Below are 12,760 nucleotides of genomic sequence, written 5' to 3'. Positions count from 1 at the left end.
CGACCTGCTGTAGCCCCCTACTCCCCGGGGCCCGCCTCCGCGCGCTCCTCGATCAGCTCGACCGCCCGCTGGACGTAGTCCAGGTGGCTGCTCGTGTCCCGCACGTGCATCGCGATCCGCCGCTGCGGGACGGGGTCGACGACCGGTGCCGTGTGCACGTGGGGTGGGGTCTCCCCCTTCGCCAGCCTCGGCAGCATCGCGATGCCGACGCCCGCACCCACCATGGCGAAGGCGACGTTGTGGTCGTCCGACCGGGCCACGTAGCGCGGCTCGAACCCGGCGGCATGGCAGGCGTCCCGCACCACCCGGCCGGACGTGCGGTCGTACATGTCGTGGTCGATCCACAGCTCGTCGCGCAGCTCGACGGCCCGCACCTCCGTCGCGCCGGCCAGCGGGTGGCCGGCCGCCACCGCGACCCCGAAGTCGTCGATCGCCAGCTCCCGCCGCCGGTACCCGCTGAGGTCGAGCGGCATCTCGGCCGGGACCTCGTCGTCGATCTCGATGTCACGGGTGCGGTACCCGGGGGGCGCCTCGGGCGTGTGGATGTCGATGGCCCACTGCACGTCGGGGAACTCCTTCGTGAGGTCGGCGACGACGCCGGGCAGCCAGGCGCGGGCGAGCGAGGCGAAGGATCCGATCGACAGGGTGGGCGTCGGCCCCGCGTGCAGGTCCTCGATGAAGGCCTCCAGGCGGCGCGCGCTCTCGAACACCTCGGTCGACGCCTCGGCCAGGCGCTCGCCCACGGCGGTGGGCTCGATACCCCTCCCGCGCCGCTCGTACAGCGGCAGCCCGACGGCCGTCTGCAGGGCGATGATGTGCTGACTGACGGTCGCCGGGGTGAAGCCGAGGTTGGCCGCGGCGCCACTGACGGAACCGCTCGCGACGACGGCGCGCCAGATGGACAGACGGTGCAGATCGATCATGAATCGATCATAAGGCGTTACCTGATGTTCTTGTGGGAATCGCCGCTTGTGGTTGTTGAAGATGTTCGTGATACTTGAGTCATGAGCATCTTCACAACGATCGCAGTCCTGGCCGTCCTCCTCGTCGCGGGCCTCTCCCCGTGGTGGGTCGCCGGCCGTCACCTCACCCCCGGCACCGAGCGCGTCGCGCTGAGCGAGCTGGGCCTCTCCGGCATCGTCGCGACCCTCCGTCGCGGCGCCAACATGTACGTCCCCGCCACGATCACCGCCCGCAACTGAGGCCCGGCCTGACAGCGTCGTCAGGCCGACCTCCACCCTCCGGGCACAGCCCGGGACCCGGGCGCACCGCCCACCAGACCCTCTGGGCCGTCACACTCGTGACGGCCCATTCGTCATTCCGGTGACGACCGCGGAGCGCCTTCGTCCTCCGCGACAGCCCCTCGCCCCCGATGTTGGGGTCCGCGCCGACGGCGCCGCGATCCCCCAGGCGCACGCCGAAGGGGGCCGGGTTCACGTCACCCGGCCCCCCTTCGGCACGCCTCGACACCTCGGTCTCCCGAGGCCGCGACGCGGCTAGTTGTCGGACTTGGGCATGAGGATCCACAGCGCGATGTAGACGAGCTCCCCCACCCCGACGACGCCGAAGATGACGAAACCGAGGCGGACAAGGAAACGCGGCAGCCCGAGCCGGTCGGCGAGACCGGCGCAGACGCCTGCGATCCACTTGCCATTGCGTGGGCGTACGAGTTGACGCGACATGCCCCCGCTGTACCCGCAGGCCCACGGATCATGCGCGGCCCGCAGGGTCCGTCACCACCCACCGGCGGACATCGACTAACCTTGGACAAAGGTAGGACACGCTCGGGATCGGCACGCCGTGCCACCAACGACCCGGCGCCACGCTCGGGAGGGCCCATGACCGCCACGACGAATCCCCCGCTGGGAGCGCGATCCTGGCTCGCGGGCTGGGCCATGACCGCGATCGCCTTCGGCGTCCTCGACGGCGCCTGGCTCGGCGTCATCGCCCAGGGCACCTACGAGAGCGCCTTCGGCCCCTTGCTCGCCGACCCGATGAACGCCCCTGCGGCAGCAGCGTTCTACGTGATCTACACGCTCGGCATCACGCACTTCGCGACCGCTCCGGGACTGCGCAGCCGCAGCATCCGCACCGCGACCCTGCAGGGGGCCGCGCTGGGCCTGGTCGCCTATGCAACCTTCGACCTGACCAGCCTGGCCGTCATCGAGGGCTACCCCGTCGGGATCGTGCCCATCGACATGGCCTGGGGGGCCTTCGCCACCTCGGCCGCCGCCGCGGCGGCAACCGCCGTGCTGCGGGGACGGATCACCCGAGGCGGAAGGGACACGGCACCCACGGCCCCCGCGGCACCGACGCGCACTTGACGACCCCACCTCCTGCGGCCAATATTACTTGGCAGTAACTTTTGCGCGGTGCCACCGCGCAACCCGATGCAGGAGTCGCGATGTCGCGAAGGACCCGGACCCGACTGCTCACCGGCACGCTCGCGCTCGGGCTGGTCACCCCCTTCGCCGCGAGCGCCACGGCCGCGCCCGCGTCCGCCGACTACCTCGTCGGCGCCGGCCTGTACGACATCACGGGGGCCGCAGCGGAGACGGGCGCCTTCGGCTACGCCGCACAGCAGGAGATGCGGGGCATCCAGGACCGCCTGTACTCGCACGCCTACGTCATCGCCGACCCCGGCACCGACGAGCGGATCGTCTACGTCTCCGCGGACATGGGCGCGATGTTCCAGTCCGTGCGCGTCGAGGTGGTCAAGGAGCTGCGCGAGCGCTTCGGCGACACCTACACCGGCGACAACGTCATGCTCACCGCCACGCACACCCACGTCGGCAACTCCGGCCAGGCGCACGCGACGCTCTACCAGATCGCCGGTGCAGACGCCTCGGGGGCGGGCTACAGCACGCAGAACTTCCGCGCCGCCGTCGACGGCATCGTCGCCTCGATCGTCCGCGCGCACGACAACCTCGAGCCGGGCAGCGTCTCGCTGACCCGGGGCGACCTCGACGATGCCACCCGCAACCGCTCGATCCCGGCGTACGAGGCCAATGACGACGCCGGCGAGTACCCGACGGACGTCGACACCCGGATGACCCAGCTGGAGCTCACCGACGCCACCGGGGAACCGGTCGGGATGCTCAACTGGTTCGCCGTCCACCCAACGAGCTTCAGCAAGGAGTGGACCCACCTCAGCGCCGACAACAAGGGCTACGCGCGCTACCTCTTCGCGGAGAGGATGGGCACCGACCCGGCCTCGGACGACACCTTCGTCGCGAGCTTCGCCAACGCCGCGGAGGGTGACGTCGTCGCCGTCGACGGCAACTCCCACTCCGCCCCCGGCTACGAGGGCAGCGCGGACGAGCGGCTCAACGTCGAGCGGGCGGGCCGGCGGCAGTTCGACGCGGCGGTCCGCCTGTGGGAGGCGACGGGGGAGCCCCTCACCGGCCCCGTCGACAGCCGCTCCCGCTGGGCCGACTTCGGCGACTACACGGTCCGCGACGAGTTCACCAAGGGCGATCCGGAGCGCGACCTGTGCACCCCCGCCCGCGGTTTCTCCTTCGCCGCAGGTGGCGAGAACGGCCCCTCGAACATCCCCGGCATCACCGAGGGGATGACCCGCAGCAGCACGACCGGCGGCACGCTCGACACCATCGAGGGCTCGGCCCTGGGTGCCCTGCTCGGCGACGCCCTCGTCAACGCCCCCGTGCTCGACAGCTGCCAGGCGGAGAAGCCCGTGCTGCTCCCGACCGGCCACCTCGGCTGGGTCCCGACGAAGGTCCCCGTCCAACTGCTGCGCCTCGGCTCCCTCGCGATCGTCGGCGTGCCCGGCGAGCCGACGACGATGAGCGGCCGGCGCCTCGAGGCCACCGTGCAGGAGCGGCTCGCGGGCAGCGGCGTGGACACCGTCGTCGTCGCCGGGCTGGCCAACTCCTACACCGGCTACGTCACCACGCGCGAGGAGTTCGCGGCCCAGCACTACGAGGGCGCCTCGACGGAGTTCGGCCCCCACACGCTGGCCGCCTACCGGCAGGAGTACGCCGACCTCGCCTCCGCGATGGCCGAGGGCGAGCCCGTTGGCAACGGCGTGCGCCCCGAGGACCGGAGCGGCAGCTGGTACCCGGAGCGCCCCGGGGTCGTCCACGACGACACCCCGATCGGTCAGGACTTCGGTGACGTGCTCACCCAGCCGCGGGAGGCCTACGCGAAGGGGGAGACCGCCACCGCCGACTTCCGCGGGGCCCACCCGAAGAACGACCTGCGCACCAACGGCACCTTCCTGGAGGTCCAACGCCGGACCGGGAACGGCTGGAGGACCGTCCTGACCGACCGCGACTGGGACACGACGTACACGTGGGAGCGGGAGGGCATCGCCGCCTCGCGGACCACGGTCGAGTGGCGGATCGGCGAGCGGACCCCACCCGGCACCTACCGTCTCGTGCAGATCGGTGACCGGAAGGACGGCTGGACCGGCAGCGTGCGGCCCTACCGCGGTGCCTCGCAGGCCTTCACGGTGCGGTGACCGCTGCCGGTGGCTTCGAGGCTTCGCCCGCTGGGCGGACTCGCACCTCAACCACCGTTGGGCGAGGCCCACCGGTGGTTGAGGTGTGAGGGCCCCCGGGCCCGAGCCTCGAAACCACGCACCGATGGGGCAGGCTCGGGGCGTGACCGGCCACACCGTGCTGCAGCTCCCCGCGCCTCCGCTGGAGGCCTGGGTCCGCGAGCGCACCCGCTCCTACGACCCGGGGTTCGTCTCCGCCGACCCACGATTCGGCCACGCGCACGTGACGGCCCTGGCCCCCTTCGCCCCTGCGCCGTCGGCGAGCGACCTGGCCGAGGTGCGGCGGATCGCGGCGGCGACCGCGCCGATGGCGATCCGCCTCGCCGACCTCGGGCAGTTCCCGAACGGCATCATCCATCTGCGGCCCGAGCCGGACGGTCCCCTGCGTGACCTGACGGAGGCGCTGGTCGCGGCCTTCCCGGACTTCCCGCCGTACGAAGGGAGGTTCGGCCCGCGCGTCGACCCGCACCTGACGCTGGATGCCGCCTCGGCCACGGTCTCCCTCGAGAGCACCCGCATGCTGCTCGGTGACGTGGTGCCGGTGACGTGCACGCTCACGCGGCTGCAGCTCGCGTGGTGGGAGTCCGACCGGTGCCGCGTGCTGCACGAGTGGCCGCTGGGTCGGCCGAGGCGTGCACGCCCGTCGCCGGGAGGCGCCCTCGACGAAGCGCCCTTCCCACAGCACCCATAATCCATTAGTCTCTCACTATGAGACTAGAGGTCACGCGACGGGCCGAGCTGGCCGTGCAGGCGATCGCGGCCCTGTCCCCGACGGATGCCCGCCTCAAGGCCCCCGAGCTGGGCGAGGCGCTGGACGCCACCCCCGGTTTCGTCGCCCAGGTCGTGGGCCCGCTCGTCAAGGCCGGGTGGGTCCGGTCCACCCCCGGCCCGACCGGTGGCTACTCCCTCACCGACTCCGCGGCCCGCGCCAGCGTGCTCGACGTCATCGAGGCGGTCGACGGACCGACCGCCAACGGGCGCTGTGTCGCCGAGGACCGGGCCTGCGGCCACGGGCGCACCTGCGCCCTGCACGAGGCGTGGACCCGCGCCCGCACCACACTCACCACCACGCTGGCCGCCACCCCGGCGGTCGACGTCCACCGCAGGGGCACACCGTGAGGCCCCGACCACGAAGGGACAACGGACATGGCCGTCGCCACCACCGCAACCCTCGGTGACCTGGTCGCCGAGGACCCCCGCCGCAGCCGCGTGCTCGAGCAGCTCGGTCTCGACTACTGCTGCAACGGGCAGCGCCCGCTCGAGGAGGCCGCCCAGGCGGCCGGCCTCGACCTCGAGGACGTCAGCACGCGACTGGACCTGCCCGGCGAGCCGCCGGCCGTCGTCGCCCGTGATCTCGAGATGGCCGCGCTCGCCCACGACATCGTCGACACCCACCACGCCTACACGTGGGAGGAGATGCCGCGGCTGCAGGCGCTCGTAGACAAGGTCGCCGGAGTGCACAGGGAGCGCCACCCGGAGCTCGCCGTGGTCAAGGAGCTCTACGCTCGTGTGGTCGCCGAGCTCGAGCCGCACATGACGCGCGAGGAGCGGGTGATCTTCCCGGCCATCAGCCGCCTGGAGAAGACGCAGGCCCCGGTCCGGCTCTCCTCCGGCGACTTCTCCGATGCGCTGCGCGAGCTCATCGCGGAGCACGACGTCGTCGGCGACCTGCTCACCCGGATCCACGAGCTGACGGATGGCCACACCCCACCGCAGGACGCCTGCAACTCCTACCGCGCGATGCTCACCGGCCTGGCCGAGCTGGAGCACGACGTGCACGAGCACGTCCACAAGGAGAACAACCTGCTCTTCCCCCGGGTCCTGGAGATGCACGAACGACTCCGTGGGGCGTGAGACCGCACGCCACCGGCCGCCTGCATCGGCCGGTGGCGTGCCCACTCCGGCGCGCCGTCGGGCGGCGAGGACCTCACGCCTATCGTGGGTGCATGGTGCCTGAGACGAGTCAGTGGATGCGCAAGGTCGCAGAGGATCCGAACCACTCGACGTGGTACATCGAGCGCTTCCGGGCGATGGCCGCGCGCGGGGACGACCTGCACGGTGAGGCCCGCCTCGTCGACGCGATGGCCGCGCGGGGTGCCCGCATCCTCGACGCCGGTTGCGGCCCCGGCCGAGTGGGCGGCCGGCTCCACGAGCTGGGCCACGAGGTCACCGGGGCCGACGTCGACCCCGCCCTCATCGCCGCGGCGAAGGAGGACCACCCCGGTCCCGAGTGGCTGGTCAGCGACCTCGCCGTCCTCGACGTGCGGGCCGAAGGGGGCGAGCGCCGGCTCTTCGACGTGATCGTCTCGGCCGGCAATGTCATGACCTTCCTCGCGCCGAGCACCCGCGGCGACGTCCTCGCCGGCTTCGCCGAGCACCTGGCCGAGGGCGGGCGCGTGGTCATCGGATTCGGTGCGGGGCGCGGCTACGACTTCGCGGACTTCCGGGCCGACGCGACGGCGGCGGGTCTGACCGAGCAGGTCCTCCTCGGCGGGTGGGCGCTCGAGCCCTTCGCCGAGGACGGCGAGTACATCGTGGCGATCTTCGGCCGCTGATCCACCGCATCTCGTGGGGTCGTGCGCGCCACGACCGCAATCCCCATGGCGATCGACCGCGGCCGTGCGCAAGGCCATCCACGCCCCGAGCGCAGCCTCCTTTCGCAACTGCTTAGGCTCCTGCGAGTTCTGGGCGCCCCCCTTTCGCAAGTGCTTAGGCTCCTGCAAGGTCTGGGTGCCCCCCTTTCGCAAGTGCTTAGGCTCCTGCGAGTTCTGGGCGCCGCGGTCCGTTGCGGCTGAGTAGGGTCGCGACCATGTCAGCGACGGCGAGCGGGCGACGCCGCAGACTCAGCTCGTGGGATCGGTGCGCGACCTCGCAGAGGACCACTGATCGACGATCGCACCGACGACGATGCCCAACCCCCCGCCCATGGCTGCGCCGAGGGCGAGACCGGGCCCGCCGGCCACCGCCACACCGATGGCCGTCCCTGCTGCCGCCCCGTCGACCAGTCCTAGTGCGACCATGATGCCTGCTGGAGCCGGAGTCCTGACCATGCCACAGCCTGCTCCCGGCATTCACAGCCCGTCAAGGGGCTGCGGGTTAGCCGGACCGGGTCAGGCGGCCCCGACGGCTGGGCGCCCCTGCAGCATGCGCCAGGTGTAGGCCACGGCGATGTAGCCCACCGGGATCAGGACCAGGAAGCCGAGGCCGAGGGTGCACAGCGAGAGGATCCCGAGGCCGAGGAAGACCAGGAAGAGGAGCAGCACCGGACCGGCATTGGCCTTGGTGAACCGGAAGCTCGCCCCCATCGCATCCGTGGCCGAGTTGCCGTCCACGACCGCAAAGTTGGTGAAGGACAGCAGGAACGCGGCGATGATGCCCGGGATGATGCACAGGATCAGACCGACCATGCTCACCAGGGCGACGAGGATGGCCGCCAGCACCATGTGCAGCCACGGGATCCGGGTGAACATCGTGCCGATGCTCGCGCTCCCCGTGTCGACCACGTCGAGCGCGGCACGGATCAGAGCAGCGGCGATGACGAACTGGACGATCGCGCTGATGATGCTCAGGACGCCGCTGGCCGCGATCGCGCCGATCCCCGGCTCACGCACCTGCGTCGGCTCACCGGTGAACGGGTCGGCTGGGCCGGGGACGGTCGGACCGGTCTGCAGCAGGAGCTCGGAGACGAAGGAGAACCCGAGGGCGATGACACCGAGCAGCACCGTCATCCCGAGGAAGGGTCCGAGGTTCTGGGTGAACTTCCGCCAGCCGTAGGTCAGCGCCTCGAGGGGGCTGTAGGGCGTCGGGACGCCGCCCCACCCGGGTGGCTGACCGCCGTAACCGCCGGGTGGGCCACCGCCGTAACCGCCGGGTGGGCCACCGCCGTAACCGCCGGGTGGGCCACCGTAGCCACCGGGCGGCTGACCGCCGTAACCACCCGGAGGCGGATAGGGCGGTCCTCCGTACCCACCGGACGGGGGTGGTTGGCCCGGCCCGCCCGGAGGTGGCGGTGGCGGTGGCTGGTAGCTCATGGAGCACAGCCAAGCCCCAACTCGTCATGCGTGCAAGACCCACCTGCGGACGGTCGCCGTCGGGCGTAACCGACCGCGACCGGACTCACCGCCGGAAGTCCCGGAAAACGTGCTCACACGGGTGACGTTCCCCACATCCGACTAGGTGCATGAACATTCACTTTTCGTTGATGGCATCGGCTTCTCGGGCGGTTTGGAGCCGTTTGCCGTCATTGGCAATGCATATGCATCCGGGGTTACCTTCCGCATGCCACACCCCGACAACACCACACCGGAAGGAAGGCATGCCTACCGAGCCCCCATTGGGAATCGTGACCATCGTCGCGCTCCTGCTCCTCTTCTACGGACTGACGATGTACATGTCCGTCAGGATCAGCCGCGGCAAGGAGAACGCCGACGACTACATGACCGCAGGTCACGGCATCGGATTCGGCATCTCCGCCGCCTCCATGACGGCCACCTGGATCTGGGCGTCCTCGATGTACGCCTCCGCCACCTCCGGCTACCTCTACGGGATCTCCGGGCCGATCCACTACGGCCTGTGGGGCGCCCTGATGATCCTGTTCATCTACCCCTTCGGCAAGCGGATCCGCGCCGTCGCGCCGCGAGCGCACACGCTCGCCCAGGTGATGGCCGTGCGCCACGGCCGCTCGAGCCAGCTGATGCTCGCCGGGTCCAACGTCCTCGGCAGCGTCATCTCCCTGATGTCGAACTTCATCGCCGGTGGCGCGCTCATCGCGATGCTGTCGCCGCTGAGCTTCATCCAGGGCGTCCTCGCGATCGCGGGTGGCGTGCTCCTGTACACGATCTGGTCGGGGTTCCGCGCCTCGGTGCTGACGGACTTCGCCCAGGTCGTCGCCATGCTCGGTGCCGTCGTCGTCCTCGTGCCGACCTTGTTCTTCCTCCTCGGTGGGACGGACCTGCTGCGTGAGGGTGCCACCAACCTCACCCCGCAGCAGTCCAACTTCTTCTCCTCCGAGGCCTTCCTCATGCAGGGCGCCCCGTACATCGCGGCCGTCCTCGCCTACGCCATCGGCAACCAGACGATCGCCCAGCGACTCTTCGCCGTGCGCGAGGACCTCATCAAGCCGACCTTCATCACCGCGACCATCGGCTACGGCGCGACCGTCATCGGTGTCGGCATGCTCGGCGTCCTCGCCCTCTACGCCGGCGTCCAGCCGGCGGGCGGCGACCCGAACAACCTGCTGCCGCAGCTGGCCGCCAGCCACCTCGCGACGCCGCTCATCGTCGTCTTCTTCGTGATGATCATCGGCTCGCTCTCCTCGACGGCCGACTCCGACCTGGCCGCCCTCTCCTCGATCGTCATGACCGACGTCTACGGCGTGAGCGTCCGCCGCAGCGGGCGGACCGTCAGCCCGCGCACGATGCTGCTCATCGGTCGGCTGACGATGGTCCTGGCGACGGCAGCAGCGGTCGCGTTCGCGGCCCTGGAGCTGAGCATCCTCGACCTGCTCGTCTTCGTGGGCGCGCTCTGGGGCTGCCTGGTCTTCCCCGTCATCGCGTCCTTCTACTGGACCAAGGTCACCAACTCGGCCTTCACCGTCTCGGTGCTCCTCGCCCTCGCCGCGTTCCTCCCGGTCCGCTTCGGCTGGCTGCCGCGCACCACGGGCACGGACCTGGTCGTCGAGCTGCTCGGCGTCGTCGGGATCGGAGTGGTCATCGGACTGATGCTCTTCGGGTTCTTCGGGCCGAAGGTCGGCCTCGCCGGTGGCACCATCGCCGCCCTGGTCCTCGCCCCCTTCGCCATCGGCCTCATCGCGGACTACGCCGCGCTGTCCGGGTCGCTCGTGGCCTACGCGGTCTCGACGCTCGTCTGCGCCGCCATGACCCTCGCCTCCCGCGGGGAGCCCTTCGACTTCGACGTCATCGCCCGCAAGACGGGGGACTTCGACCCGGAGGACGAGGCCGCCGCATCCACAACCCGCCCCGTCGTCGACCCCGACGACGAGCCCGCGACCGTCTGAGAGGGGACGCCACCCATGTCCATCACCGCACTGACCATCTACATCCTCATGTGGCCGGCGATCGTCGGCGTCATCCTGGCCGTGATCGGCACCGGCTTCGTGCGCGAGATGCGCTCCGCGAGGCGGAAGGGCGAGGACCTCATCTGAGGCCCGGACCCCGCGCGCCGGTGGCCGTCACCCCTTCGGGTGGCGGCCACCGCCGTGCTCTCGGGGCGCACCGGGCCACCCGACTGCGTCGCCCCTTCCCAGGGAGGCGAGGACCGGACCCGTCCGGGCGAAGGGGGCGGCCCCCGGTTGGGGAGCCGCCGACCGGGTAGCGGGGTGGAGTACCCGACCCTCTCAGGAGGCAACCATGAAGGCCGTGACCTGGCAGTCCCACAACTCCGTCGAGGTGACGGACGTCCCCGACCCGCGGATCGAGCAGCCGACCGACGCGATCGTCCGCGTCACCTCGACCGCCATCTGCGGCTCGGACCTGCACCTCTACGGCGTCCTCGGCCCCTTCCTCTCACCGGGGGACGTCCTCGGCCACGAGGCCATGGGCATCGTCGAGGAGGTCGGCCCCGACACCGGGGACCTGAAGGTGGGCGATCGAGTCGTCGTGCCCTTCAACATCTCCTGCGGGCGCTGCTGGATGTGCGAGCGGGGGCTGCAGTCCCAGTGCGAGACCACCCAGGTGACCGAGCAGGGCATGGGCGCCTCCCTCTTCGGGTTCAGCAGCCTCTACGGCTCCGTCCCGGGCGGCCAGGCCGAGTACCTGCGGGTGCCGCAGGCCCAGTACGGTCCCGTCCGCATCCCGGACACCGGGCCGGACCAGCGTTACCTGTACCTCTCCGACGTCCTCCCGACCGCGTGGCAGGCCGCGCAGTACGCGGAGATCGGCGAGGGCGACACCGTCCTCGTGCTCGGTCTCGGTCCGATCGGCCAGATGGCCACCCGCTCCGCGAAGGTCCAGGGGGCCGGCCGCGTCATCGGGGTCGACCGTGTCGACGAGCGCCTGGCGATGGCCGCGGCACACGACGTGGAGACGCTCGACCTGCGCACCGTGGACGACCTCGGTGACGCCGTGCGGGACCTCACGCAGGGCCGCGGCGCCGACCGGGTCATCGACGCCGTCGGCATGGAGGCGCACGGCAACCCCATCGCCGAGACGGTCATCAAGGCGACGACTCGCACCCCGAAGCCGCTGGCCCGCGCGGCCATGAAGACCGTGGGCATCGACCGCCTCGAGGCCCTGCACAGTGCCATCGACTGCGTCCGGCGCGGCGGCACGATCTCGCTCAGTGGCGTCTACGGCGGCATGGTGAGCCCGATGCCGCTGCTGACGATGTTCGACAAGCAGGTGACGATGCGGATGGGTCAGGCCAACGTGCGGCGCTGGACCGACGAGCTGCTGGAGACGGTCTCCCGCGACGAGGACGTCTTCGACGTCGAGGGCCTGGCCACCCACCACCTGCCGCTGGCCGAGGCACCCGAGGCCTACCGCACCTTCCGGGACAAGGAGGACGGCTGCATCAAGGTGGTCCTCCAGCCCTGAGAGCGCGGCGCCGTCGGCTGGCATCCCGTCCGCGGCACGAGGATGATCGAGGCGACGACCATGCCGGACCCCGACGACAGGAGCACGCCGTGACCGAGCCCAGCTACCTCGACGAGCCACACACCGAGGTCACCTACCTCACCGCCGAGGAGACGCCGACCGTCGTGCGCGTCACCGAGGGGGTCGCGCCGCACGAGATGGGCGGGATCTTCGACGAGACCTTCTCCGCCCTGGTCCCGGGGCTGGAGGAGTTCGACGTCGCCGCGACCGGTCCCGCCTTCTCGCTGCACCACCGCAACCCCGGGGCGACGATGACCTTCGACGTCGGCTTCCCGGTGGACAAGGTGCTCAACGGCGAGCTCGAGGCGGGCGGCATCACCTTCTACGCCTCGAAACTGCCCGCCGGGCGGATCGCGACAATCTCGTACTTCGGCGGCTACGACGGACTGGGGCAGGCCTGGCAGGAGTTCATGAAGGCGGTCGCGCGCGCCGGGCACCAGCCGCAGCTGCCGTTCTGGGAGGTCTACGTGACCGAGCCGGGACCCGACGTGGACCCCAGCACCCTGCGCACGGACCTGGTGACGCTCCTGGCCCGCTGACGCGCCGACCCCCGCTCGTCGTCGTCGAGCCCCGCTGCGCGCGCAGCGTGCGTCGCGGACACCGAGCGGGGCTCGGCGTGGAGCGGGTG

Annotated in this window: 15 protein-coding genes; 11 read left to right on the top strand and 4 right to left on the bottom strand. The window is 71.1% G+C overall.

Features of this window, described 5'->3' with window-relative positions; genetic code table 11:
- Window positions 1-17 precede the first annotated feature (17 nt).
- The gene (locus tag PVE36_RS00565) at window positions 18-923 is read right to left on the bottom strand and encodes a LysR family transcriptional regulator (protein WP_277453902.1); all 906 of its coding nucleotides are present in this window, start codon (window positions 921-923) and stop codon (window positions 18-20) included.
- Window positions 924-1,004: 81 nt separating this feature from the next.
- On the opposite strand from PVE36_RS00565, the gene PVE36_RS00560 reads away from it, so the two are divergent.
- Window positions 1,005-1,202, top strand: a complete 198-nt coding sequence (locus PVE36_RS00560; protein ID WP_277453901.1) for a hypothetical protein — start codon at window positions 1,005-1,007, stop codon at window positions 1,200-1,202.
- Between the two features lie 294 nt (window positions 1,203-1,496).
- Here the strand turns inward: PVE36_RS00560 and PVE36_RS00555 are convergent, their stop codons facing one another.
- Entirely contained in the window at window positions 1,497-1,682 is a 186-nt protein-coding gene (locus PVE36_RS00555) for a PspC domain-containing protein (protein ID WP_277453900.1), read from the bottom strand.
- A 156-nt stretch (window positions 1,683-1,838) separates the two neighbouring features.
- On the opposite strand from PVE36_RS00555, the gene PVE36_RS00550 reads away from it, so the two are divergent.
- The 6 genes from PVE36_RS00550 to PVE36_RS00525 all read left to right on the top strand — a co-directional run bounded on the left by PVE36_RS00550 (window position 1,839) and on the right by PVE36_RS00525 (window position 7,074).
- A complete protein-coding gene (locus PVE36_RS00550; protein ID WP_277453899.1) occupies window positions 1,839-2,324 on the top strand; it encodes a DUF2177 family protein in 486 nt (161 codons plus the stop codon).
- 80 nt (window positions 2,325-2,404) lie between these two features.
- On the top strand, window positions 2,405-4,480 hold the full coding sequence (locus PVE36_RS00545; protein WP_277453898.1) for a neutral/alkaline ceramidase: 2,076 nt from the start codon (window positions 2,405-2,407) through the stop codon (window positions 4,478-4,480).
- 142 nt (window positions 4,481-4,622) lie between these two features.
- Window positions 4,623-5,210, top strand: a complete 588-nt coding sequence (locus PVE36_RS00540) for a 2'-5' RNA ligase family protein (protein ID WP_277453897.1) — start codon at window positions 4,623-4,625, stop codon at window positions 5,208-5,210.
- A gap of 17 nt (window positions 5,211-5,227) precedes the next feature.
- Entirely contained in the window at window positions 5,228-5,638 is a 411-nt protein-coding gene (locus tag PVE36_RS00535) for an Rrf2 family transcriptional regulator (protein WP_277453896.1), read from the top strand.
- A 27-nt stretch (window positions 5,639-5,665) separates the two neighbouring features.
- A complete protein-coding gene (gene ric / locus PVE36_RS00530) occupies window positions 5,666-6,373 on the top strand; it encodes an iron-sulfur cluster repair di-iron protein (protein WP_277453895.1) in 708 nt (235 codons plus the stop codon).
- A gap of 92 nt (window positions 6,374-6,465) precedes the next feature.
- On the top strand, window positions 6,466-7,074 hold the full coding sequence (locus tag PVE36_RS00525; RefSeq protein WP_277453893.1) for a class I SAM-dependent methyltransferase: 609 nt from the start codon (window positions 6,466-6,468) through the stop codon (window positions 7,072-7,074).
- A gap of 288 nt (window positions 7,075-7,362) precedes the next feature.
- On the opposite strand, the gene PVE36_RS00520 is transcribed toward PVE36_RS00525, so the two are convergent.
- Together PVE36_RS00520 and PVE36_RS00515 are read right to left on the bottom strand one after the other, a co-directional pair.
- Window positions 7,363-7,539: a hypothetical protein gene (locus PVE36_RS00520; RefSeq protein WP_277453891.1), complete on the bottom strand. Its 177-nt coding sequence runs from the start codon at window positions 7,537-7,539 to the stop codon at window positions 7,363-7,365.
- A gap of 90 nt (window positions 7,540-7,629) precedes the next feature.
- A complete protein-coding gene (locus PVE36_RS00515) occupies window positions 7,630-8,550 on the bottom strand; it encodes a hypothetical protein (protein ID WP_277453890.1) in 921 nt (306 codons plus the stop codon).
- Between the two features lie 284 nt (window positions 8,551-8,834).
- Between PVE36_RS00515 and PVE36_RS00510 the strand changes: the two genes are divergently transcribed.
- The 4 genes from PVE36_RS00510 to PVE36_RS00495 all read left to right on the top strand — a co-directional run bounded on the left by PVE36_RS00510 (window position 8,835) and on the right by PVE36_RS00495 (window position 12,671).
- Window positions 8,835-10,535: a sodium:solute symporter family protein gene (locus tag PVE36_RS00510; protein ID WP_277453889.1), complete on the top strand. Its 1,701-nt coding sequence runs from the start codon at window positions 8,835-8,837 to the stop codon at window positions 10,533-10,535.
- Window positions 10,536-10,550: 15 nt separating this feature from the next.
- On the top strand, window positions 10,551-10,682 hold the full coding sequence (locus PVE36_RS00505; protein WP_277453888.1) for a putative transporter small subunit: 132 nt from the start codon (window positions 10,551-10,553) through the stop codon (window positions 10,680-10,682).
- 205 nt (window positions 10,683-10,887) lie between these two features.
- Complete coding sequence (locus PVE36_RS00500) at window positions 10,888-12,072, top strand: zinc-dependent alcohol dehydrogenase (protein ID WP_277453886.1); 1,185 nt, start codon at window positions 10,888-10,890, stop codon at window positions 12,070-12,072.
- 89 nt (window positions 12,073-12,161) lie between these two features.
- Window positions 12,162-12,671, top strand: coding sequence for a GyrI-like domain-containing protein (locus PVE36_RS00495; RefSeq protein WP_277453885.1), 510 nt, complete (start codon window positions 12,162-12,164; stop codon window positions 12,669-12,671).
- Window positions 12,672-12,760: the final 89 nt, after the last annotated feature.

The organism is Janibacter sp. DB-40 (assembly GCF_029510815.1).
In the GTDB taxonomy this organism is placed as follows: domain Bacteria; phylum Actinomycetota; class Actinomycetes; order Actinomycetales; family Dermatophilaceae; genus Janibacter.
This window is presented reverse-complemented; position numbering and strand designations above follow the sequence as displayed.

Coding starts and splice junctions, on each gene's coding strand:
- PVE36_RS00505 (WP_277453888.1), top strand. CDS start 10,551: ATGTCCATCACCGCACTGACCATCTACATCCTCATGTGGCCGGCGATC.
- PVE36_RS00500 (WP_277453886.1), top strand. CDS start 10,888: ATGAAGGCCGTGACCTGGCAGTCCCACAACTCCGTCGAGGTGACGGAC.
- PVE36_RS00525 (WP_277453893.1), top strand. CDS start 6,466: ATGGTGCCTGAGACGAGTCAGTGGATGCGCAAGGTCGCAGAGGATCCG.
- PVE36_RS00555 (WP_277453900.1), bottom strand. CDS start 1,682: ATGTCGCGTCAACTCGTACGCCCACGCAATGGCAAGTGGATCGCAGGC.
- PVE36_RS00520 (WP_277453891.1), bottom strand. CDS start 7,539: ATGGTCGCACTAGGACTGGTCGACGGGGCGGCAGCAGGGACGGCCATC.
- ric (WP_277453895.1), top strand. CDS start 5,666: ATGGCCGTCGCCACCACCGCAACCCTCGGTGACCTGGTCGCCGAGGAC.
- PVE36_RS00550 (WP_277453899.1), top strand. CDS start 1,839: ATGACCGCCACGACGAATCCCCCGCTGGGAGCGCGATCCTGGCTCGCG.
- PVE36_RS00510 (WP_277453889.1), top strand. CDS start 8,835: ATGCCTACCGAGCCCCCATTGGGAATCGTGACCATCGTCGCGCTCCTG.
- PVE36_RS00545 (WP_277453898.1), top strand. CDS start 2,405: ATGTCGCGAAGGACCCGGACCCGACTGCTCACCGGCACGCTCGCGCTC.
- PVE36_RS00515 (WP_277453890.1), bottom strand. CDS start 8,550: ATGAGCTACCAGCCACCGCCACCGCCACCTCCGGGCGGGCCGGGCCAA.
- PVE36_RS00535 (WP_277453896.1), top strand. CDS start 5,228: ATGAGACTAGAGGTCACGCGACGGGCCGAGCTGGCCGTGCAGGCGATC.
- PVE36_RS00565 (WP_277453902.1), bottom strand. CDS start 923: ATGATCGATCTGCACCGTCTGTCCATCTGGCGCGCCGTCGTCGCGAGC.
- PVE36_RS00560 (WP_277453901.1), top strand. CDS start 1,005: ATGAGCATCTTCACAACGATCGCAGTCCTGGCCGTCCTCCTCGTCGCG.